21 protein-coding genes are annotated in these 20443 nt (G+C 68.1%); 3 read left to right on the top strand and 18 right to left on the bottom strand.

The window, feature by feature from the left end:
- Positions 1-2 precede the first annotated feature (2 nt).
- Genes ACWV14_RS34215 through ACWV14_RS34200 form a run of 4 tightly spaced genes read right to left on the bottom strand, consistent with a single transcriptional unit; the run spans position 3 to position 2570 of the window.
- Positions 3-812 (bottom strand): ABC transporter ATP-binding protein, encoded by an 810-nt coding sequence (locus ACWV14_RS34215; protein ID WP_454908246.1) that lies wholly within the window; start codon positions 810-812, stop codon positions 3-5.
- Positions 809-1600, bottom strand: coding sequence for an alpha/beta fold hydrolase (locus tag ACWV14_RS34210; protein WP_454908245.1), 792 nt, complete (start codon positions 1598-1600; stop codon positions 809-811). Before ACWV14_RS34210 ends, ACWV14_RS34215 begins: the two co-directional genes overlap by 4 nt.
- A complete protein-coding gene (locus tag ACWV14_RS34205) occupies positions 1597-2022 on the bottom strand; it encodes a VOC family protein (protein WP_454908244.1) in 426 nt (141 codons plus the stop codon). Before ACWV14_RS34205 ends, ACWV14_RS34210 begins: the two co-directional genes overlap by 4 nt.
- Positions 2013-2570 carry a GAF domain-containing protein gene (locus ACWV14_RS34200; RefSeq protein WP_454908243.1) on the bottom strand — a complete coding sequence of 186 codons (558 nt, stop codon included), beginning with the start codon at positions 2568-2570 and terminating at the stop codon, positions 2013-2015. The genes ACWV14_RS34205 and ACWV14_RS34200 overlap by 10 nt, the downstream gene beginning before the upstream one ends.
- A gap of 75 nt (positions 2571-2645) precedes the next feature.
- Between ACWV14_RS34200 and ACWV14_RS34195 the strand changes: the two genes are divergently transcribed.
- Positions 2646-3617: a LysR family transcriptional regulator gene (locus tag ACWV14_RS34195; RefSeq protein WP_454908242.1), complete on the top strand. Its 972-nt coding sequence runs from the start codon at positions 2646-2648 to the stop codon at positions 3615-3617.
- An 11-nt stretch (positions 3618-3628) separates the two neighbouring features.
- Here the strand turns inward: ACWV14_RS34195 and ACWV14_RS34190 are convergent, their stop codons facing one another.
- The 11 genes from ACWV14_RS34190 to ACWV14_RS34140 are packed head-to-tail and all read right to left on the bottom strand — an operon-like array spanning position 3629 to position 14802.
- Entirely contained in the window at positions 3629-4618 is a 990-nt protein-coding gene (locus ACWV14_RS34190; protein WP_454908241.1) for a Bug family tripartite tricarboxylate transporter substrate binding protein, read from the bottom strand.
- The gene (locus tag ACWV14_RS34185) at positions 4615-5883 is read right to left on the bottom strand and encodes an SDR family oxidoreductase (RefSeq protein ID WP_454908240.1); all 1269 of its coding nucleotides are present in this window, start codon (positions 5881-5883) and stop codon (positions 4615-4617) included. The genes ACWV14_RS34190 and ACWV14_RS34185 overlap by 4 nt, the downstream gene beginning before the upstream one ends.
- Entirely contained in the window at positions 5883-6428 is a 546-nt protein-coding gene (locus tag ACWV14_RS34180; protein ID WP_454908239.1) for a nuclear transport factor 2 family protein, read from the bottom strand. The genes ACWV14_RS34185 and ACWV14_RS34180 overlap by 1 nt, the downstream gene beginning before the upstream one ends.
- Entirely contained in the window at positions 6425-6805 is a 381-nt protein-coding gene (locus tag ACWV14_RS34175) for a VOC family protein (RefSeq protein ID WP_454908238.1), read from the bottom strand. The genes ACWV14_RS34180 and ACWV14_RS34175 overlap by 4 nt, the downstream gene beginning before the upstream one ends.
- Positions 6802-7560, bottom strand: a complete 759-nt coding sequence (locus ACWV14_RS34170; protein ID WP_454908237.1) for an SDR family NAD(P)-dependent oxidoreductase — start codon at positions 7558-7560, stop codon at positions 6802-6804. The genes ACWV14_RS34175 and ACWV14_RS34170 overlap by 4 nt, the downstream gene beginning before the upstream one ends.
- Complete coding sequence (locus ACWV14_RS34165) at positions 7557-9689, bottom strand: acetate--CoA ligase family protein (protein WP_454908236.1); 2133 nt, start codon at positions 9687-9689, stop codon at positions 7557-7559. The genes ACWV14_RS34170 and ACWV14_RS34165 overlap by 4 nt, the downstream gene beginning before the upstream one ends.
- A gap of 1 nt (position 9690) precedes the next feature.
- On the bottom strand, positions 9691-10452 hold the full coding sequence (locus ACWV14_RS34160; protein WP_454908235.1) for an enoyl-CoA hydratase/isomerase family protein: 762 nt from the start codon (positions 10450-10452) through the stop codon (positions 9691-9693).
- Positions 10449-11561 (bottom strand): acyl-CoA dehydrogenase family protein, encoded by a 1113-nt coding sequence (locus tag ACWV14_RS34155; RefSeq protein WP_454908234.1) that lies wholly within the window; start codon positions 11559-11561, stop codon positions 10449-10451. Before ACWV14_RS34155 ends, ACWV14_RS34160 begins: the two co-directional genes overlap by 4 nt.
- Before the next feature lie 3 nt (positions 11562-11564).
- Positions 11565-12725: an acyl-CoA dehydrogenase family protein gene (locus ACWV14_RS34150; RefSeq protein ID WP_454908233.1), complete on the bottom strand. Its 1161-nt coding sequence runs from the start codon at positions 12723-12725 to the stop codon at positions 11565-11567.
- Between the two features lie 28 nt (positions 12726-12753).
- Positions 12754-13689: a flavin reductase family protein gene (locus ACWV14_RS34145; protein ID WP_454908232.1), complete on the bottom strand. Its 936-nt coding sequence runs from the start codon at positions 13687-13689 to the stop codon at positions 12754-12756.
- A 21-nt stretch (positions 13690-13710) separates the two neighbouring features.
- Positions 13711-14802, bottom strand: coding sequence for an LLM class flavin-dependent oxidoreductase (locus ACWV14_RS34140; protein ID WP_454908231.1), 1092 nt, complete (start codon positions 14800-14802; stop codon positions 13711-13713).
- Between the two features lie 102 nt (positions 14803-14904).
- Here ACWV14_RS34140 and ACWV14_RS34135 point away from each other — a divergent pair, with 102 nt between their 5' ends.
- On the top strand, positions 14905-15813 hold the full coding sequence (locus ACWV14_RS34135; protein ID WP_454908230.1) for a LysR family transcriptional regulator: 909 nt from the start codon (positions 14905-14907) through the stop codon (positions 15811-15813).
- Here ACWV14_RS34135 and ACWV14_RS34130 read toward each other — a convergent pair.
- A complete protein-coding gene (locus tag ACWV14_RS34130) occupies positions 15810-16691 on the bottom strand; it encodes an SMP-30/gluconolactonase/LRE family protein (protein WP_454908229.1) in 882 nt (293 codons plus the stop codon). The genes ACWV14_RS34135 and ACWV14_RS34130 overlap by 4 nt on opposite strands.
- Positions 16692-16829: 138 nt before the next feature.
- On the opposite strand from ACWV14_RS34130, the gene ACWV14_RS34125 reads away from it, so the two are divergent.
- The gene (locus tag ACWV14_RS34125; protein ID WP_454908228.1) at positions 16830-17792 is read left to right on the top strand and encodes a Bug family tripartite tricarboxylate transporter substrate binding protein; all 963 of its coding nucleotides are present in this window, start codon (positions 16830-16832) and stop codon (positions 17790-17792) included.
- Positions 17793-17819: 27 nt separating this feature from the next.
- Here the strand turns inward: ACWV14_RS34125 and ACWV14_RS34120 are convergent, their stop codons facing one another.
- Positions 17820-19013 carry a CaiB/BaiF CoA transferase family protein gene (locus tag ACWV14_RS34120; protein ID WP_454908227.1) on the bottom strand — a complete coding sequence of 398 codons (1194 nt, stop codon included), beginning with the start codon at positions 19011-19013 and terminating at the stop codon, positions 17820-17822.
- Between the two features lie 54 nt (positions 19014-19067).
- Positions 19068-20234 (bottom strand): acyl-CoA dehydrogenase family protein, encoded by a 1167-nt coding sequence (locus tag ACWV14_RS34115; RefSeq protein WP_454908226.1) that lies wholly within the window; start codon positions 20232-20234, stop codon positions 19068-19070.
- Positions 20235-20443: the final 209 nt, after the last annotated feature.

The following is a 20443-nucleotide window of genomic DNA, read 5'->3' as shown; positions in this document are numbered from 1 at the left end:
TGTCAGTCGAACGAAGCGGCGTGCGAGAAGCGTTCGCGGATCGAGAGCGACGCGGCGGCGAAGGCGGGATGCGACATCACGTCCATGGCCCGCGGACGCGGCAGGTCGATGGGCAGCACGCGTTCGAGCGTGCCGGGGCGTGGCGACATCACGAACACCCTGTCGCCGAGGAACACCGCCTCCGGAATCGAGTGCGTGATCAGCACCACCGTCTTGCCGCTTTCCATCCAGATGCGCTGAAGTTCCAGGTTCATGCGCTCGCGCGTCATCGCATCGAGCGCACCGAAAGGCTCATCCATCAGCAGGATCTTCGGGTCGTGCAGCAGCGCCCGCGCGATCGATGCGCGCTGCTGCATGCCGCCGCTCAGCTGGCGCGGCAGCTTGTGCTCGAAGCCGTCGAGCCGGACCATGTGCAGCAGCTGCATGGCGCGCTCGCGCGCCTGCTTCGCCGGAATGCCCAGCACCTCGGCCGGCAGCATCACGTTCTCGAGGATGGTGCGCCAGGGCAGCAGGATCGAGCTCTGGAACACCACGCCCACATCGCGCCGCGTGCCCTGGATCGGCTGGCCGTCGAGCACCACGCGGCCTGTGCCGTAGTCGAGCAGCCCCGCGAGGATGCGCAGCAGCGTGCTCTTGCCGCAGCCGCTCGGGCCCACGATGGTCACGAAGCTGCCCTCCTCGATGCAGCAGTCGATGTCCTTCAGCGCGAGCACGCCTTCGCCGCCATCGCCGAAGTGCTTCGACAGCCCTTCGATGCGGATGTAGTCGGAGCGCCCGCGTGTGCGCTCATGGTTCGTGCTGCTCGTGCTCATGGCTTGGCTCCTTCGGGGCTCAGGAAGCGGACGATGTGGTGCGCCAGGAACTCCGGCGCCTGCATCGCGGTGACATGGCCGATGCCGGGCAGCAGCACGGCATCGGCGCCGCGGATGCGGCCGGCCATCGAGAGCGTCACGCTCGGCGGCACCACACGGTCGAGTTCGCCGGCCAGCACCAGCGTGGGCGCGACGATGTCGGCCACGCCGCGCTCGAGCGTGGTCTGCACGGTCGCCGCGCGTCGCGTGGACCGCGGCGATTCGGGCCGCGCATTCGCGAACAAGTGCCGCAGTTCAGGGCGCTGCCGCAGGAAGACCTCGGGGAAGAACCAGGTCGCCAGCTCCTGCGCGGTGGCGGGCAGGCCGCTTCGCAATTCACCCAGGCGCCGCGCATCCGGACACAGCTCCTCGTAGGGTCTGGGCAGCGGCCAGGTGCTGCCCAGCACAAGCTGGTCGACCGAGCGCGGGTGCTGCACCGCCAGCGCCTGCGCGACCCGGCCGCCGAAGGACGAGCCGAACACATGGGCGCGCTTGAACCCGAGGGCCTTGATGAATTGCTGCGCATCGTCCGCCAGGTCCGCGAGCGTCGAGGCACGCTCGGGCCCTTCGGTCTCGCCACAGTCGCGCTGGTCGTAGGCGATCACCGTGAAGTGGCCGGACAGCTGCGGCACCAGCGCCGCGAACATCTGCCGCGAGGCCTCCGCGCCGTGCATCAGCACCAGCGGCGGGCCATCGCCCTCGCGATCGAAGGCGATGCGCAGGTCGCCGACCTTGACGAAGTGCGTCATGCCGCGCCTCCTTCTTCCTGATCTTCCTGGTCCATCCAGAAAGTCATCTCGATCTTGAGACCGCGCGGGTCCTGCAGAAAGAGCTGGTGAATCGCCCAGCCCGGGATCGGCGCCTCCACGAACGGAACGTCAATTGCGCGAAGGTGCGCGCGCATTTCAGCCAGACCGCGTGAGCGGAACGAGATGTGGTCGAGATGGCCCGTGACGGGGCTGCCCTGCCCGCCCGGCCGGTCCGGCGCCGACAGGTGCGCGTAAAGGTGCACGATGGGCTGGCCGTCGGCATACAGCCATGCGCCGGGTGCAGGAATCTCCGGCCGTGCCCCGACCGTGAGGCGCATCACGCGTGTGTAGAAGTCCACCAGCGGCGGCAGTTCGTCCGGCGTGCAGCGGATGGTGAAGTGGTGCAAGGCAGTCACAGGCATGGCGTTTCCTCGAAGCTGTAGGCGAGCCCGGGCACGGAAGGCACCCAGCGCGCGGCGGCCAGCGCCAGCAAGCGGATGCCAAGCACCTCCTCCGGCTGCCAGCGGGTGCGGGTGCCGAAGACGTTGAAGGTCGCGTAGCAGAGCTCCCCATGCATCAGCGGCACGTTGATCACGCTGCGCAGCGCGTAGGCGCGCATCTGGTCGAAATCGTCGAAGGTCTGCGCGAGCACGTGCTCGCCCTCGCCGACGAACACACGCCCCTGCACGAAGAGGCATTCGGTCCAGCGCGTCATTGTCTTGCGCTTGGTGCCGTTCACGGGGAAGCTCGAAGCCTCCGACGAATAGAAGCGGCGCAGCAGGACCTGGCCGGCCGCATCGAGCCCGGTCGTCACGTTCTGCTGGATGCTGAAGATGCTGCCCGGGGCCATCAGCAAGCGGCGGCTGTCGATCCGGCGCAGCGCCTCGACAGCGTCCGCTGCCTCGGCCAGCGAGTCCAGAAACCCGGCGGTGATGGCGGTGGTCGTCGTCGGTGCATTGAGCGTGTCCATGGGGAAAAGTCTAGGACTCGCAATTCACCAAAGTGAAATAATTTCTGATAGCCCGATAACCCAGGAGTTATGGCCTTGCCCACCGCCCGAGACCCCGCCGCCGAGCTGCACCGCACACTGCTCTCCCGCCTCAAGCTGCGTCAGCTCTCGTTGCTGCAGGCCATCGACCGGCATCGCACGCTCAGCCGCGTCGCCGCCGAAATGCAGCTCAGCCAGCCGGCGATCACCAAGGCGCTGCACGAGGTCGAGGACATCTTCGGCAGCACGCTTTTCGAGCGCTCCAGCAGGGGGCTCGTGCCTACCGCCGCGGGTGACGCGGTGCTGCACTACGCGCGGCGCTGGCTTGCCGAGCTCGAGGCGACCACGCGCGTGCTCACCTCGCTCGAAGCGGGCCGCGGCGGCCGCCTGCGGCTGGGCTTCACGCAGCAGGTGCCGCAGCAGCTCATGTCGGCCGCGTTGACGCATCTGCTCGACCGCTCGCCGCGCATTTCGGTGATGGTGCGCGAAGGCACCACGGACGAACTGGTCGCCGGCCTCGTCGCGCGCGAACTCGACTGCGCCATCGGCCGCTCCTACGATGGCGACGCGAGCGGGCTGGTGCAGGAGGCCATCCACGAGCAGGAGCCCTGCCTCGTGGTGGGTGCGAAGAACGTCAAGCGGCTCTCGCGCGGGCCGCTGGACTGGGCGCGGCTCGCGCAGCTCGACTGGATCCTGCCGCCGCCCAACACACCCATGCGCAGGACCTACAACGCGATCTTCGTCGGCGCCGGCGTCCAGCCGCCGCTGCCCATCCTGGAGACCACCGCGATCCGGAGCATCGAGACGGTGCTGCGCCAGGAGCCCAACGCCATCACCATCTTCGCGCGCGACGTGCTGGCCGGCATGGAGGATGCGGGCCACTGCGCCGCGCTCCCATACCGGCTGAGCTGGAACCTGCCGCCGGTGAGCTTCTTCACGCTGAAGGAACTCGAAGCGCACCCCACGGTGCAATCGCTGCGCGGTGCGGTGGTCGAGACCGCGCTGCGGATGAAGCGCCCGGCGGGCTGAGCCGGTGGAGGTCAGTCCACGCGCAACCTGGCGACTTTCGCCAGGGACTGCCAGACCGCGAGGTCCCGGTGAACGGTGGCGGCAAACTGCTCCGCGTTCTTGATCGGCGGGCGCGGCATGTTCTGCGCGGCGAACTTCTGGATGATCTCGTCGGTCGACAGGATGCGGTTGATCTCCTGGTTCAGGCGCACGACCACCTCGTGCGGCGTGCCCGCCGGCGCAAAGATGCCGTACCAGCCGTCCACGTCGGAGCGGTAGCCCTGCTCGGTCAGCGTTGGCACCTCCGGCAGTGCGGGTCCGCGGGCGGAGCCGGTGCTGCCCAATCCGAGCAGCCTGCCGCTGCGGATGTGGGGAACCGGCGAAGCGATATCGACGAAGCCCACGCCGATGATGTTGCCCAGCAGGTCGCTCACCAGCGGCGAGACGCCCTTGTAGGGCACGTGCGCCATGCTGATTCCGTACTGGGCCTTGATGCCCTCCAGCACCAAGTGGCCGGTCGAGCCGTTGCCCCAGGAGCCGCAGGCCAGCTTGTCGGGGTTGGCCCTGGCCTGGCGAACCAGGTCTGCCAGCGAGCGGATACCCGTCGCCGGGTTCGCCACCAGCAGGATGCCGGCGGCGCCTACCTGCGCGATGGGCAGAAGGTCTTTCTGCGTGTCGTAGGGCATCTTCGGCTGGATGACCGGGTTGATCGCAATCGCCGAGGACGGCGACAGCAGGATGGTGTAGCCGTCGGGCGCCGCCTTGGCGACGGTGTCATTGCCGATCAGGCCATTCGCGCCGGGCTTGTTGTCCACGATGACCGGCTGCTTGAGGGCCTGTTGCAGCGGCACGGACAGCAGGCGCGCGAAGATGTCCGAGCCGGCACCCGGGGGGCCGGGCACCACCAGGCGGATGGCGCGCGCCGGCCAGGCGCCGGCTTCGCTGGCCCATGGTCGGCCCTGAAGAGCGAGCAGCCCCGCGCCCGCCAGAAGGCGGCGGCGCGAAATGGTCAGTGGAATCATGCAAGAGTCTCCTTGTTGTGATCTCGGGCCGCGGCGGCGCCGAGGCGAAGCACCTGGCCGGTCAGGAATTGCGCCCGGGGGCCGGCCATGTAGTCGAGCAGCGGCAGGCAGGCATCGGGCGCGAGATCGCGCGGCAGCTCCAGTGCGTTGATGCGCAGCCCGTGCATGCCCCATTCGGCGGCCAGCGTGGCCACCAGCATCCGGGCCGCATCGGCATCGCCGGCCATTGGCCAGTCGAGCCCCGGTTCGGGCGCAGGCATCAGCAGCGTGAGGCTGGCCAGCGCCGCATGACGCGAGCGGAAGCAGCGCGCCGCGTCGAGCACCGCATCGAGCCGCAAGCCGGGCTGCGCGTCCAGCGCGCGAGCATCGACAACGCCCGCATAGCCCATGGAACCCGGATGGCTCGCATGCGAGCGAACCCACCTGTGCAGGGCGGTGTGCCACAGCGGCTCGCGCACCGCCTCGCAGGTCGGGCGCAAGGGTGCATCGAACGCAAGGGGCGGACGTTCGCAGGGCGGCAATGGCTGGCTTCCTCCGCAAACGGACGAGCCGCCGTCCAGCACCAGCAGTTGTCCTGTGAGCACGCGCGCGCCCGGACTGGCCAGGAAGCACAAGGCTTCGGCCATCTCCTCGGGCTCGGCCATCCGGCCCATGGGAATCTTCGACACCGCCTGCGCGGGGTCCAACCGCCCACCGTCGATCAGGCGTTGCACGAGTTCGGTTCGCACGAAACCCGGTGCGAGCGTGATCACCGTCCAGTCGGGCCGGGCGTGCGCCAGCGCCCGGCTCTGCCCGATCAACCCGGCCTTGCTCGGGCTGTAGAGGCCGCGCCACGGGATGGCTCGCAGGCCTGCCCCGGAAGCCACGTTGACGATGCGCGCGCCTGGCCGCAGATGCGGGGCGCACGCCTGCACCAGGCGCGCCGGCGCTGCCAGGTTCAGCGCCAGAAGGCGCGCCGCGGAGCCGTCGTCATGGCCGGACGTCGCCTCGGCACCGCCGGCCGACATGCCCGCGTTGTTGATCAGCGCATCGAGCGGTGGAAGCTCCTGGCGCAGGCGTTCGATGCGGGCCGCATCTGTCAGGTCCGCCACCAGGCCCAGCGGCTTCTCGGCTCCGGCCGGCCAGAGCGCTTCGATGCGTTCCAAAGCAGCCGCGTCTGCGTCGACCAGCACGCAACGCCATCCCGCGCGCGCCAGGCGCAGCGCCGCGGCGCGGCCGATGCCGGCGCCAGCGCCGGTGATCAGCACGCTGCGAGATTCAGCCATCAGCCGCCTCGCACGTTCTGCAGCAGCGCATACACCGCGTCGTGCGGTGCCCGGCTGCCGACGGGCTGGCGCGCGCCGAACAGGGCCGCGTCGTCCTGCGCCAGTTCGAGGCGCGTGCGCTCCTCGATCCAGTCATAGACCACGGTTCGCGCAGCCACGCGCCACTCGCCGCCGCGACGCTCGAAACGGTCCGCGTAGCGGCCGCAAAGAAAGGTCTCGCGATCCGGCTGCGCGGCGGTGGACTGCAATGCAAGGAAGCTGCTTTCCACCGCGGCCACGTCGCCGTGCAATTCGATCAGCACATTGGTGATCTGGTGGACGCGGCGCCCGCCCTGTCGCAGCCTGGGCAGCGCCTGCGCGATGAAGCCGGCGGCGCTGCCGTTCCAGGCCCCGTGGCAATCGGTGGCGTCCTCCCAGTAGGCCGAACGCAAGGCCTCCTCGTCGCATCGGTCGATGCCCCGGCAGTAGCGCAGCAGGCAGTCGCGAATCGCTTCGCGGTCCAGCAGCGACTGCAAGGCTGCCGGCATGGTCTGCGGCTCGCTCATGCGGCGGCGGGCGCGGCGCGCCGGAACAGTTGCACCAGGTTGCCTTCCGGATCGCGCAGCGACAGCACGGCCCCGTGGGCGCCCATGTCGCGCAGGCCCAGCAGCTGTCCGCCGGCGGCCGCAATGCGTTCCGGCGCGCCTTCGAAGTCTTCCACCTCCAGCACCATCACCAGGCCGCTGGTGGCGGGCGCGGCTTCCTCGAGACAGGCCAGCGCCACGTTGGTATTGCCCGCGCCGTACTGGATCCAGCGGTCGCCATCGCGGAACTTCACCGGCAGGCCGAGCGCGCCTTCGTAGAAGCCGTGCAGGCTCGCTGGATCCCTTGCCGCGACGAACACGTTCTGCACCCGTTTGGGCGGTCGAGCCGCGCTGCTCACAGCGAGGTCTCCGAGGCGCCGCCGTCCAGGCGCAGCACGTCCGCATTGAAGAAGCGCGATCCGTCGCCGGCCAGGAAGCAGATGGCGTCCGCAATGTCTTCCACCGTCCCCAGGCGGCCCAGCGGGGTGCGGCCGATGCGCTTGGCGTCGAGCTCCGCATTGCGATGCTTGGCCGTGCCCTCCGTGGGGATGGCGCCGGGCGCCACCGCGTTCACGCGGATGTTGCGGGCGCCCAGATCGGCGGCCGACGCACGGGTAATGCCCAGGACGCCGGCCTTGATGCCGCTGTAGACCACCGAGCGCATGGGCGACTTGAAGGCCGCGATGGATGCCACGTTGACGATGGCGCCGCCGCGCTGCGGATCCATCGCCTCCGCCGCGGCCTGGATGCCCCAGATCACCGACTTGAAGCCGATCTCCACCATGCGGTCCATCACCTCCGGGGTGATCTCGGCGAGCGGCTGGTAGCGCACCCAGGCGGCGTTGTTGACCATGATGTCCAGCCGCCCCGCCTCGCGGGCGAACTGCGCCACCGCCTCGCGCATCCCTTCGCGCGTCGACACGTCGCAAGGCAGCCCGATGGCCTGGCCTCCCAGGGCGCGGATCTCGGCCACGGCCTCTTCCACGAATTCCGGCTTCAGGTCGTTGATGCCGACGGTCGCACCCAGGCGGGCCATGGCGCGTGCGGTGGCGCGGCCGATGCCGTGGCCGGCGCCGCTGATGAAGGCCGCCCGGCCTGAAAGAGACATGTTCATGGCTTTGCTTTCATGGTTTGTTCCTCGGGCACGAGCAGCGCATCCAGCGCATGGGCGCCGCGCCCCTGCTCCAGCACCATCAAGGGGTTGATATCGATCTCCGACACGTTCTGGGCATGGCGCGTGGCGAATCGCGACAACGCCGCGACGGCTTTCGCGGCCGCCTGAACGTCGGCCCTGGGCCGGCCGCGCGCGCCGTCGAGCAGCGCGAAGGCCTTGAGCGAGCGCAGCATGGCGGTGGCCTGCGCATCGTCGACGGGCGCCGGCTGCAGCGCCACGTCCTTGAAGATCTCGGCAAAGATGCCGCCCAGCCCGACCATCACCATCGGGCCGAACACCGGGTCTTTCTTGGTGCCCAGGATCAGCTCGACACCGCTGTGCACCATCTGCGCGACCAGCACGCCGGCGATGCGGGCTTCGGGTGCCTTCAACGCGACGCGCGCCAGCAGGTTCGCGTATTCCTCGAGCAGCTGCGCCTCGGACTGCACGCCGACGAACACGCCGCCGACCTCGGTCTTGTGGGCGATGTCGGGCGAGACGATCTTCAGCACCAATGGAAAGCCCAGCGCACGAGCCGCTGCCAGCGCCTCGTCCCGGTTGGCGGCGATCGCCTCCCGCGGCACAGGCAGGCCGGCTTCCGCCAGAACGGCCTTGGCGCTCGCCTCGGTGGCGAAGGCCTCCACCGCCAACGGCGTGCGCTCGATGGCCGCAGCGGCAGTCTCTGCAGCGCCGCGCGCGCCGAAGCGCAACAGCGCGGCCAGGGTCGCGCAGGCGGCATCGATGCCCTCCACCACGGGGAAGCCCATGCCGTTGAGCGTGGCCCGCACCTCCTGGGGCGCGCGGGCACACAGGAGGATCAGGCGCGACGGATGGTCCTTGCGCACCTGCTCCAGCGCGGAAAGAAACACATCGCGCAGGCGGGGCAAGTGGAAGGCGTTGGCCGACTGCAGGATCAGCGCGTCGCAACTGGCGTCCCGCGCCACGGCATCGAGCATCTGCGCCAGGACTTCGGGCCGGCTCGACACCTGCGCCGTCATGTCCACCGGATTGGACGGCGCGGCAAAGGGCACCACCGACAGGATGCGCTCCTGCGTGTGCGCGGCCAGTTTGGGCAATGCCAGGCCCTGCGTGCTGGCCGCATCGGCCAGGAGCACGCCGAAGCCACCGGAGGCAGTGAGCACGGCCACGCGGTTGCCGCCAGGCACATGCGCCGGGCCGACGACGGACAGCGCATGGCCCACTTCGAGCAACTGCTCGATGCTGGGCACGCGAATGGCGCCGCCGTTGCGCAGCACGGCGTCGAACACGGCGTCGGAGCAGGCCAATGCGCCGGTGTGCGAGGCCGCGGCCTCGCTGCCGGCCTCCGAGACACCGACCTTCAGCACCACCAGCGGCTTGCCTGCCTCGCGGGCCAAGGCCATGGCCCGGATCAGCTTGGCGCCGTCGCGGCAGGTTTCCATGCAGCACAGGATCACGCGGGTGCCGGGGTCGTTCGCCAGCGACGCAATGGCGTCGGCGATGTCCACGTCGCATTCGTTGCCGGTGGTCAGCATGCGGCTGACGCCCAGGTCGCGCTCGCCGGCCAGGCGCAGCGTGAAGCTGCCCAGGTTGCCGCTCTGCGAGACGATGCCCACGGAACCGGCCACGGGAAACGACGACTCCAGTGCCACGGAGAAGGTGGCGATGCTCTTGTCGGGTACGCCGATCGCGCCCAGGCAGTTCGGGCCGACCACGCGCATGCCGGTGGCGCGCGCCACCTCGCCGATCTGTTCCTGCAGGAGGCGGCCCTCTTCGCCCATCTCGGAGAATCCGGCGGACAGGATCACCGCTGCCTTCACGCCGCGCCGGGCGCAGCCGCTCACCGCGTCGAGCACACCCGCGGGCGGCACGGCGACCACGGCCAGTTCCGGCACTTCAGGCACGTCGTCCACGCTCGCATAGGCCGGCAGGGACTGCACCAGGCCGCCCTTGCGGTTGATCGGGTAGATGCCGCCCGCATAGCCATACTTCAGCAGGAACTGCAGCGGCCGGCCGCCGATCTTGGTGACGTCGTCCGACGCACCGAAGATGGCGATCGAGCGCGGGCTGAACAGCGCGTCCATGCCGCGCCCCACTTCCACGGCCTGCATCTCAGCGACCCTTGTAGACAGGTTTGCGCTTCTCCAGGAAGGCCTTGCGAGCCTCCTGCGCATCCTCGGTCCGCGACAGGGCCATGGTGATGTTCTGCTCGAAGCGGTAGCCGTCGCGCTGCGGCATCAGGTCCATCATGTTGGCGGCCTGCTTGGCATAGGCCATGGCCAGCGGTGCCTTGGAAGCGATCTCCTGCGCGATCTCCATGGCCAGCGGCATCAGCTCCCCGGCGGGCACCACCTCGTCGAGCACGCCGCGGCGGTACAGCTCGGCGGCGGACACCTTCATGCCGGTGAAGAACATGCGGCGCGTGAACGAACGCCCGAACATGGTCCTCAGCATCGAGACACCGCCCGCGAGCCCCACGTTGATCTCCGGCATGGCGAAAGTGGCGTCTTCGCTCGCCAGGAAGATGTCGCAGGCGGCCATGAGGCCGAAACCCGCCCCCAGCGCGGGACCGTTGACCGCGGCGATCACGGGCTTGGCGCATTCGCGGATGGCATTGCCGGTCTCGCGCGTCCAGCGGTTGTGGTCGAGAAAGTCGCCCGCCTTCTCGGCGTTGGGTCGGTCCTTGAGATCCGCGCCGGAGCAGAAGAACTTGCCAGTGCCCGTGAGGATCGCCACGCGCACGTCGGCCCGCTCCGACACTTCGTCGAAGATCTCGATCAGGCGCCGGCGGGTGGCGCGGTCGAGCGCGTTGACCGGCGGCTTGTCCAGCCGGATGACGGCGATGTGGTCGGAAATTTCCAGATTGATGCTCATCGCACACTCCCGGTTTGGTTGGAAAGAGAAGAAATCGGCGCGGCGCACGCCTGCGGCGCCAGCAACAGGGCGACATGCAGGAGCCGGTCGCCGTAGCGGAACTCGGAGGCGATGAGGCGCTGCGCCGTGCGAGTGGCCAAAACCTCCTCGCTTACGCCCATGCCCCCGTGCATCTGGATGGCCGATTCCGCGCAGGCGCGGGCCGACTCGGCCAGCGACACCTTGGCCAGGCGCAGCGTGCGGCGCAGGCCTGCCGCGTCCTGCTCGTATTCGTGGAAGCAGTGGATCACCAGGCCCTTGGCGCCCAGGTACTTCACGTACATGTCGGCCACGCGGTGGCGCAGCACCTGGAAGGTGGAAAGCGCCACGCCGAACTGGCGCCGCTCCTTCAGGTGGTCGACGGTCTGGCGGATGAGCGTGGCCATCGCGGCCACCGTATCGGCGGCGGTCAGCAGCAAGGCGGCATCCGTGGCCTTCTCCCGCGCATCGCGCGCGGCGGTGCCACGCGCGATGCATGCGCCTTCGGGTACGGCGAGCCGCTGCAGCGCAAAGTCGGCACCCAGGCGGCCCTCCATGGTCCTGTAGCGGGCCTTCGGTGCGCCGATGCGCTCGGCGTCGACCAGGAAGATGGCGTCATCGCCATCGATCAGCACGGGCACGAGGTAATGCGTGGCGGGCAGAGTCACGTCGACGCCCTGCACATCACCGCTCAGTTCGTAGCCGATGTCCAGGTGCGTGGCCGTCAACGCGCTGTGGTCGGGCGTGGCGGACAGTGCGGTCAGAGGGGCCAATCGCGCGCTGCCCTCGGCCACGGCCTCGAGCCAGCGCCCGGCCGTCTCGGCGCCCGCCGCCTGCAGCAGCAGCGGCACGACGGCGCAGGTCTCTACCACCGGAAGCTGCAGGCCATGCGTGGCCAGCCCCTCGACGATGGACGCGAGATCGCTCAGGCTGCCGCCGACGCCGCCGGCCTCCTCGGGCACGAGGGTGGCCGTCCAGCCCAGTTCGCGCACGGGGTCGCCCTGGAGCTCCCGGTCCGCGTGGTCCTGGGCATAGCGGCTCGCCGAATCCAGCAGCATGCCGGGAAAGAGCGACGGAAAAGATGTGGACATGGCTCAGGCTCCCAGCAGTTCGTTGGCGACGACGTTGCGCTGCACCTCGGAGGTGCCGCCGGCGATGGTGCGGGCGCGCGTGAACATGTAGTTCTGTATCCAGGTGGCGTCGGGCACGTCGTCCCCCGCGTCGGCAAGGAAGCGGTGGGCGGCATCGGGGCCGACCGCATCCAGCGCGATGGTCGTCAGGCGCTGCGCGACGTCGGCGCAGGTCATCTTGATGACGGAGGGCTGCACGCCCAGCGGGCGCTGGTGGATCAGGTCGTCGGTGGCCTGCGCCATCATCACGCGGGCGCCCTTCACGTCGGCCTCGCACAGCAAGAGCTTGTGGTGCAGCCCGCTGAAGTCGCGCCGGCCCGCGGCGGCGCGGCTCGCCTCCTCGACCAGTTGCGTGACCTGGCGGCGCATGAGCTCCAGCCGTGCCACGTTGGCCGGCGGCAGGCGTTCGCGCTCGAGCAGGAACTTCGCGCAGGTCCAGCCCTTGCCGACCTCGCCCACGAGGTTGTCGGCGCGCACGCGCACCTCGTCGAAGAACACCTCGTTCAGGTGGTGCCAGCCGTCGATGGTCCTGATGGGACGCACGGTGATGCCCGGGCTGTCCATGGGCACCAGCAGCAGCGAGATGCCTTCCTGCTTCTTCGCCTCCTTCGAGGTGCGAACCAGCATGTAGATCATGCTGGCCTCATGGGCATGCGAGGTCCAGATCTTCTGGCCGTTGACGACCCATTCCCCGCCATCGAGCCGCGCACTGGTCGACAGCGAGGCCAGGTCGGAGCCCGAGCCCGGCTCCGAATAGCCCTGGCACCACCAGTCCGAGCCGTCGAGGATGCGCGGCAGGAACCGGGCTTTCTGCTCGGGCGTGCCGAAACGGATGATCACCGGGCCGATGTGGCCCAGGCCGTGGTGATAGAGAGGCGGACAGTCGTTCTCGGCCATCACCTCCTCGAAGATGAGGCGCTGGCGGATGTCCCATCCGGTGCCGCCGGCTTCGACCGGCCAGCTCGGCGCGCCCCAGCCACGGGTGGCGAGAATCTTCTGCCAGGCCTGGTACTCGCGCTTGGTGATCTTCTGCCCGGCCGCGACGACGGCGCGGATCTCGTGTGGGCAGGCGTCGCGCACGAACGATTCGAGTTCGCGCCGGAAGCCGGCGTAGTCGATGGACATCTTGTCTCCTTTGGAATGACGGAAAGGCTCAGCCCCTGCGCAACTGCGTGATCAGTTCGTCCAGGGCGGCCGCGGCGCCGGCGGCATCGCGCCGGCGCAGGTTGTGCGCCACCTTGCGGCGCAGCGGAAAGAGGTCGGGGCGCGGGCGCACCGAGAGCACATGCGTCATGCGCTCGCGCAGCACGCTGGTCATGGTCTGCGCCATCAGCGTCAACGCCTCGTTGTGGCCGGCGGCCGCGATCGAGGCGAAGAAAGCGCTGGCGGAGGCAATGCGTTCCTTCAGCGGTGCGTCATCGGGATGCGCCTCGATGGTGTCGGCGGCCTTGTGCACCGCGTCCAGTTCGGCCTCGGTGGCGCGTTCGCTGGCCAGGCGCAGCAGCGTGCCGTAGAGCGTGCGGTAGGCCTCGTCGATGTCGGCGTCTCCCAGCCGCCCTTCCACGACCAGCTTGCGCAGCGACTCGGCCAGCTTCATGTAAGCGCCCTTGTAGAACACCAGCGCCTGCTCGGACGCCCCGGCGTTCAGGTGCCGGACCTCGCCGATGAAGATGGTGTGGTCGCCCGCCTCGTGCGCGGCATGCACGCTGCACTCGAAGCCCACCAGGCAGTCGTCGATCAACGGCATGCCCAGCGAGCCGGCGCGCCAGGGCACGCCCTCGAACTTGTCCTCGATCTTGCTCGACGCGAACCGGCCCGACAGCGCGTCCTGCTGCTCGGAGAGGATGTTGATGGCAAAACCCTCCGCTGCCTGGAAGGTGGGCAGCAGGCGGCTGGCATTGCGCAGGCTGAACAGCACCAGCGGCGGGTCCAGCGACACCGAACTGAACGAGTTGCAGGTCAGGCCCGCAGGTTTGCCGTCGGGTGTGCATGTGGTGATGACGGCCACGCCGGTCGGAAAGCAACCGAGCAACTGGCGGAACTGGGCAGGCTCGATGAGGGAGCGGATGCCTTCGGCGGCTTCGGACATGGCGTCTCCTGGCGCGCGGGCTCAGGCCGCGGCGAGTTCGGCTTTGGCCGCCGGGCGGTGCGGCGGATCGTTGGCGATCTCCTGCTGCACCGCCGGGATGATGACCTTGCCCCAGACTTCGAGCTGGCGCAGCATGGTCGGGTGATCGAAGTCGCCCATCTGCGTCTGGAAGCAGTAGTGCACCGGCTTGAGCGTGCGGATCTCGTTGACCACGCGTTCGATCACCGTGTCGATGTCGCCCACGGGCAGCAGTGCGCGCATCTCGTCCAGCGAGGGTTCGCCTTCGACGATGCCTTCCTCGACCTGGTAGTCGTCGGCGATCTGCGCCGTGCGGCGCTTCAGGCTGACGGCGATGCGGCGCTGGTAGCGGGCGCACTCGAGGTAGCTTTCCACCTCGTCCTTGTTGTTGCTCGCAAAGGCCGCGCGCAACAGGCCGACCTGCACGCCGGCGGCGTCCTTGCCCTCGGCCGCGGCCACCTTGTCGATCAGGGCCCGGGTGCTCGCCAGCTTCTCCAGCCCGCCATCGCCGCCGGAGACGAACACATGGTGATCGGACTTCACGGCGCGCGACAGGAAGGCCGGGTCGACGCTGGTGATCCACATCGGCGGCATCGGCCGCTGCACCGCCCGCTGGCTGATCGCGCTCATGGGCTGCTGGTAGTACTCGCCGTCATAGCTGAACTTGGGCTGCCGCAGGCCGGCCTCGAGCATGTCGAGCATCTCGAAGGTGCGGCCCTTGGCCGACTCCAGCGACACGCCGAAGCGCTCGAACTCGAAGTGCTGGTAGCCCGAGCCGATGCCCAGGTTCAGGCGGCCGTTGGACAGCTGGTCGACCATCGCCACGTCCGCGATCAGGCGGGCCGGCGTGTACAGCGGAGCGACGACAATGCCGGTCCCCAGGCGGATGTTGCGCGTGACCGCGGCGCAGTGCGCGATCATGGTCAGCGGCGACGAGCACATGCCGTAGTTGCTGAAGTGGTGTTCGGCATACCAGGCGGCACCGAAGCCCAGTTCGTCCGCCAGGCGCGTCTGCTCGACAGCGTCGCGCAGAATCTGGTGGGACGTCTTATGCTTGTTCCGTTGCTGCATCAAAATGAAGATTCCGAAATCCATCGCTGTTGCTCCTGGTTGGCTGGTTTTGATCGAGGCCAATCGTAGGAACTCGAGCCCTCGCTGGATCACCAGCGGATGCACAGCTTCTTTGCGTCTTTCGAAATGAAAGCGCTCGATTCGCTGCGCATCTTTGTCGCCACCCAGAGGAAGGGAAGCCTCTCGGCCGCGGCCCGCAGCCTCAGTCTTTCGCCGGCGACCATCTCGCGGCGCATCAGTGCCATGGAAGAAGAACTGGGCGTGCAGCTGGTGGACCGCACCAGCCGCAACCTCAAGGTGACTGAAGCAGGCCAGGCCTTCCTGGAGCGGGCCGAGGCGATGCTGGAGCTCATGAACGAGGCCGAGCAGGCCGTGCACAACGCACGCGAGCGGCCGGAAGGCCGCCTGCGCGTGCACTCGCGAACGCACATCGCCCTGCGGGTGCTGGCACCGCTGCTGCCGCGTTTCGCGGAGCTGTATCCGGACATCCGCGTCGAGCTGGAACTCTCGGAACATCCGATCAACCTGGTGGACCAGGACTTCGATATCGATATCCGCACCGGGGAGTCCAACGACTCGGGCTTCGTCATCAAGCGGCTGCTGTCGAGCGACGAGGTGCTGGTGGCCAGCCCGGCCTTCGTGAAGACCTACTCCCGCATCCGGCATCCCTCCGACCTGCCGCAAGTGCGCTGCCTCACTTATCGGCGCGACCGCGAGGTCACCACCTGGAAATACATCGACCAGGCCGGAGAGCAGCAGGAGCTGGTCATCCAGGGCGTGCTGAGCGCCAACAACGGCGAGCTGCTGCGGCTGGCCGCCATCGGCGGCATGGGTGTTGCGCTGCTGTCCGAGGCCACCGTTCGCGACGACTTGCGCGACGGCGCCCTGGTGCGGCTGCTGCCCGAGTACCGGTTTGCGGTGCGGGCCTTCTCGAACGGCATCTTCGCCGTCTTCCGGCAAAGCCGCGTGCTCCCCCTGAAGGTGCGGGCCTTCGTGGACTACGTGGCGGACGCGATGAGAAGCGAGACCGGCTAGGAGTCCCCGAAGTGATGGGGCAGTCGTCCCGGTGCGGGAAGGCCCGCCACCTGGAACAGCCCGCCGTCCTGCGCCATCGTTCCTTCCAGCCGCGTGCTGCGGGAAATGGTCGTGAGGTAGAGGTTTTCCAGGCGCGGCCCGCCAAAGCAGATGCTCGTCGGATAGCTCACAGGCAGTTCGATCACACGGTCCAGCTCGCCATCCGGCGCGTAGCGCGCAAGCTTGGCGGCACGGGTCAGCACGGTCCAGAGAAACCCTTGCGAATCGACCGTCGCGCCGTCGGGGCCGGAGTCGAAGGCCTGCGTGCGAGCGAAGACGCGCTTTTTGCGCAAGGGACCGTCCGGGTCGTAGTCGTAGGCCCAGATGATCCGCTCCAGGCTGTCGGCCAGGTAGAGCACCGAGCCGTCGGCGCTGAAGCAGGGTCCGTTGGCAAAACCGATATCGTCCGCCAGATGCTCCACGCTGCAGTCGGTGCGCAACCTGTAGAGCCCGCCCATCACGGCCTCGCCGGCCTGGCGATCGATGTGCATGGTGCCCGCCAGGAAGTTGCCCGCCGGGTCGCATTTGCCGTCGTTGAAGCGCACCTTCGGATGGTCCACGGGAATGCGGGCCAGATGCTCCAGCGTGCGCGTGGCGAAGTCATAGCGCGCGAAGGTGTTGCGCAGGGCCACCACGATGGCCGCGCTGCGGCAAGGCGCGATCGAACCCACGGGCGCGGGCAGTTGGTGGCGCTCGGGCTGCGCGGCCTCCAGGGGCAGCCTCCAGAGGGTGCCGGAGAGCGAGTCGATCCAGTTCAGGGCCTGGGCGTCGGCATCCCAGCAGGGGCTCTCGCCCAATTGGTCTTTCGTCGTCCCGACTCTGGTGATCTTCACGGTCATCGGCCAAGTGTGTGGCCAGGCCGGCGGCTCCCGGCTGCGGATCGCGCAAAGCTGCTTTTCATTACCTGCCGATCCACACGGTGGGCGGCCATCTAGACTGAACAGAGAGTCCGAATCCGGACCAACGCTGGAGACAAAATGAGCTATCGCAAACTCGTCATGGGGCTGGCACTGTGTGCCTGCGCCATCGCCCCTACCCTCGCCCTCGCACAGCAGGTGACCCGCATCGTCGTGCCCTTCGCGGCCGGCGGCGGCACCGATCAGTACTGCCGCATCCTGGCCCAGGAGCTCAACAAGCAGGGGCTGAACGTCATCATCGAGAACAAGCCCGGCGCCAGCGGCATCCTCGCCGCCGACTACGTCGCCCGCGCGAAGCCGGACGGACAGACGGTGCTCGTGTCCTCGCTGGGCACGCTCGCGAACAACAGCGTTCTCTACGAGAAGCTGCCCTACGACCCGGTGAAGGATTTCTCCCCGGTCACGCAAATTGCCTACCAACCCGCCATCGTCGTGGGCCGTACCGATCTTCCGTACAAGAACATCAAGGAAATGGTGGCCTACGCCAAGCAGAACCCGGGCAAGATCAACCGGGGTTCGCCGGGGGCCGCGATCCTGACGAACCTGGCGCCCCTCGCCTTCGAGAAGGAACAGGGCTTCAGCACGCTGCACATTCCTTTCAACGGAGACGCCCCCGCGCTGCAGGCCCTGCTGGGCAACCAGATCGACATCCACGGCACATCCATCACCGGTTCACTGCCCTATGTGAAGTCGGGCAAGTTGCGTGTGCTGGGCGTGATGGACACACAGCGCCTGCCGCAGGTGCCCGATGCGCCCACCTTCAAGGAGCAGGGCTTCGACATGGAAGCCAGGCTCTGGTATTCCCTTTCGGTGCCCGCCGGCACGCCCAAGCCGGCGATCGACCGCTTGAACAAGGCCGTGAACAAAGTGATCGCCGACCCCGACTTCGTGGCCCGCGCCCATGCGATCGGCATGGAGCCTCAGGGCGGCACGCCCGAAGAACTGGGCAAGTTCATCAAGGCCGAGGCGGACCGCTGGGTTCCGCTGCTGCGCAGTCTCGATCTGCCCAAGCAGTCGCAGTAAGCGGCCGGGCCCGCGGGCCCTGCTCACTCACTTGATGACGCTCCTGCTGCTCAGGGCTTCGAACTGCGCCTCGCCCATGTCGAGCAACTCACGCAGCACTTCGGCCGTGTGCTCCCCCAGGTGCGGCGGATGGTGGCGCACGCCGGAGCGCGCGCCATCGATGATGTAGGGCGGTGCGTGGACGGCCTGCGGGCCCGCCTGCGCGTCTTCGAAGCGGTGCCAGACCTGCGTCTGCGCCGTGCGGTCCGACTGCAGTGCCTCGTAGAGGCCGAGCACCTCCCCGCAGGGAATGCCGGCCTTGTTCATGCGGTCGACGAGCTCGGCGCGCGAGAACTGCCCGATCTTGCCGAGCAGGATGGGCAACAGTTCGTGCCGGTGCTTCGAGCGCCCGGTGTTGGTGGCGAACCTGGGATCGACAGGCAGTTCCGGGCAGAAGATCACTTCGTCGCAGAACCTTTTGAACTGGCCGTTGTTTCCGACGGCTATCACCAGCGGCCCGTCAGCGGCCTCGAACACGCCGTAGGGCACGATCGAGGGATGCGAGTTGCCGAACTTGGCAGGATCTCCCTGGTTGAGCCAGGCGGTCAGCCCGTAGTAGGACGTGATCATCATCCCGCTGTCGTACAGCGACATCTGGATGTGGCGGCCCTCGCCGGTACGCGTGCGCTCGTACAGCACGGCCAGGATCGCCTGGGCCGAGTACATGCCGGTGAACATGTCGACCGCGGCAATGCCGAACTTCAGCGGCCCCTGGCCTTCTTCGCCGTTCATGGCCATCAAGCCGGTCTCGCCCTGGATCACGAGGTCGTAGCCCGGCCGCGCCTTCTCCTCGGTCAGCACCGAATAGCCCGAGATCGAGCAGTAGATGATCTTCGGGTTGATGCCGCGCAGGTCTTCGTAGCCCAGGCCCATCTTCTGAGCGCCGCCGTACTTGAAGTTCTGAATGACCACGTCGCACTGCGCCGCGAGCTTGCGCACGAGTTCCTGCCCGTCCTTGTCCTGCAGGTCCACGCAGATCGAACGCTTGTTGCGATTGCAGCTGTTGAAGTACGACGTGTTGTGGCTGCCGATGCGCACGCCCCAGTCTCGCGTGTCGTCGCCGCGCTCCGGGTGCTCGACCTTGATCACGTCCGCGCCCAGGTCGGCCAGCGCCATGCCGCACAGCGGGCCCGCCATGACCCTTGAGAGGTCCAGCACACGCACGCCGGCGAGAGGTTGCATGGGAGAAGAGTGGTTCATTCGATATTCCCGGATCTTGCTTTTGGTGGCGTTCGCTCAGTCGCCCAGGCGATAGCCCGCCGCCGCGATAGTGCGCCTGGCGATGTTGAGTTGATGGATCTGGCTCGTGCCTTCGTAGAGGCGGAACAGCCGGACGTCGCGGTAGAAGCGCTCGATGGGATGGCCCTGGATGAAACCCATGCCGCCCAGCATCTGCACGCAACGGTCCGCCACGCGCCCGCACATCTCCGAAGCGAAGTACTTGCAGATCGACGCCTGCATGGTCACGTCCTCGCCGGCGTCGCGCTGACGCGCGGTCTGCAGGATCAGTGCCCGCGCCGCCTGGATTTCTGTCTGGCAGTCGGCGATCAGGGCCTGCACCAGCTGGAAACCGGCCACCGGCTGGCCGAATTGCCGGCGCTGGCAAGTCCACGCCACGGCTTCATCCAGCATGCGGATGGCCGGGCCCGTGCAGAGCGCCGCAAGGTGGATGCGCTGCTTGTTGAGCACCTTCATCGCCGTCTTGAAGCCCATGCCCTCCACACCGCCGATGATGCTGTCGGCCGGCACGCGGCAGTCGGCCAGAAGCACCTCGGACACCGGGGAACCGGCCTGCCCCATCTTCCGATAGGCCTCGCCCGTCGAAAGGCCGGGCGTTCCGCGCTCGACCAGGAAGGCCGAGATGCCATGGGCGGAGCGGTCCTGAGGATCGGTGCGCGCCATCACGGTGAACAGCCCTGCGATCGGCGCATTGGTGATGAAGCACTTGGTTCCGTTCAGCACGTAGTGCTCGCCGTCGCGTACGGCGCTCGTCTTCAGTGCGGTCGCATCCGAACCGGCATCGGGTTCCGTCAGCGCGAACGCGCCGGTCAACGCGCCGCTGGACAGCAGCGGCAGGTACCGGGCCTTCTGCTGCGGGGTGCCGTCGGCCACCAGCGCCTCGGAGCCGATGCCGGTGTTCGTGCCCACCCGCGCCCGGAACGCGACCGAGGCCTGGGACAGTTCCATTGCGGCAAGCACCAGTTCTTCGGTCGTCATTCCGGCCCCATTCCACTCCTGCGGAATGGACCAGCCGAAAAAGCCTTGCCTCGCCATGTCGTCGACGAGGTCGGCAGGCACCTCGTCGAGCTGTTCGACCTCCGCCTCGCGCGGAATCAGCTGCTGGCGTACGTAGCGCCGAAGAGCGCTCAGCGTTTCATCGAATGCAGAGGGATCTCGGATCATTTGTTCTTCCCGGTCTGCGCCATACCGGCGGCGAGGAAGAGACCGAGCAGAACGCCGCCGGGGCGCTTGCGGATTGGCATGGCGATGTCTCCTGAATGGGGTGCAGAATGCTTTTTCCAGTTTAGGAGCGCGCGATTCGCGGCATGCATCAAGGCATGAAAAGGTGCTTTGTAGTTTCAGAGGAGAAATGCTGTCTTGCAGACCGAAAC

The organism is Variovorax durovernensis (genome assembly GCF_977011995.1).
The sequence above is the reverse complement of the archived record's forward strand: the minus strand, read 5'-3'. Positions and strand labels throughout refer to the sequence as shown.

Coding starts and splice junctions, on each gene's coding strand:
- ACWV14_RS34165 (WP_454908236.1), bottom strand. CDS start 9,689: ATGCAGGCCGTGGAAGTGGGGCGCGGCATGGACGCGCTGTTCAGCCCG.
- ACWV14_RS34155 (WP_454908234.1), bottom strand. CDS start 11,561: ATGTCCACATCTTTTCCGTCGCTCTTTCCCGGCATGCTGCTGGATTCG.
- ACWV14_RS34185 (WP_454908240.1), bottom strand. CDS start 5,883: ATGGCTGAATCTCGCAGCGTGCTGATCACCGGCGCTGGCGCCGGCATC.
- ACWV14_RS34115 (WP_454908226.1), bottom strand. CDS start 20,234: ATGATCCGAGATCCCTCTGCATTCGATGAAACGCTGAGCGCTCTTCGG.
- ACWV14_RS34130 (WP_454908229.1), bottom strand. CDS start 16,691: ATGACCGTGAAGATCACCAGAGTCGGGACGACGAAAGACCAATTGGGC.
- ACWV14_RS34145 (WP_454908232.1), bottom strand. CDS start 13,689: ATGTCCGAAGCCGCCGAAGGCATCCGCTCCCTCATCGAGCCTGCCCAG.
- ACWV14_RS34120 (WP_454908227.1), bottom strand. CDS start 19,013: ATGCAACCTCTCGCCGGCGTGCGTGTGCTGGACCTCTCAAGGGTCATG.
- ACWV14_RS34125 (WP_454908228.1), top strand. CDS start 16,830: ATGAGCTATCGCAAACTCGTCATGGGGCTGGCACTGTGTGCCTGCGCC.
- ACWV14_RS34180 (WP_454908239.1), bottom strand. CDS start 6,428: ATGAGCGAGCCGCAGACCATGCCGGCAGCCTTGCAGTCGCTGCTGGAC.
- ACWV14_RS34205 (WP_454908244.1), bottom strand. CDS start 2,022: ATGCCTGTGACTGCCTTGCACCACTTCACCATCCGCTGCACGCCGGAC.
- ACWV14_RS34200 (WP_454908243.1), bottom strand. CDS start 2,570: ATGGACACGCTCAATGCACCGACGACGACCACCGCCATCACCGCCGGG.
- ACWV14_RS34160 (WP_454908235.1), bottom strand. CDS start 10,452: ATGAGCATCAATCTGGAAATTTCCGACCACATCGCCGTCATCCGGCTG.
- ACWV14_RS34150 (WP_454908233.1), bottom strand. CDS start 12,725: ATGTCCATCGACTACGCCGGCTTCCGGCGCGAACTCGAATCGTTCGTG.
- ACWV14_RS34140 (WP_454908231.1), bottom strand. CDS start 14,802: ATGGATTTCGGAATCTTCATTTTGATGCAGCAACGGAACAAGCATAAG.
- ACWV14_RS34215 (WP_454908246.1), bottom strand. CDS start 812: ATGAGCACGAGCAGCACGAACCATGAGCGCACACGCGGGCGCTCCGAC.
- ACWV14_RS34135 (WP_454908230.1), top strand. CDS start 14,905: ATGAAAGCGCTCGATTCGCTGCGCATCTTTGTCGCCACCCAGAGGAAG.
- ACWV14_RS34210 (WP_454908245.1), bottom strand. CDS start 1,600: ATGACGCACTTCGTCAAGGTCGGCGACCTGCGCATCGCCTTCGATCGC.
- ACWV14_RS34170 (WP_454908237.1), bottom strand. CDS start 7,560: ATGAACATGTCTCTTTCAGGCCGGGCGGCCTTCATCAGCGGCGCCGGC.
- ACWV14_RS34190 (WP_454908241.1), bottom strand. CDS start 4,618: ATGATTCCACTGACCATTTCGCGCCGCCGCCTTCTGGCGGGCGCGGGG.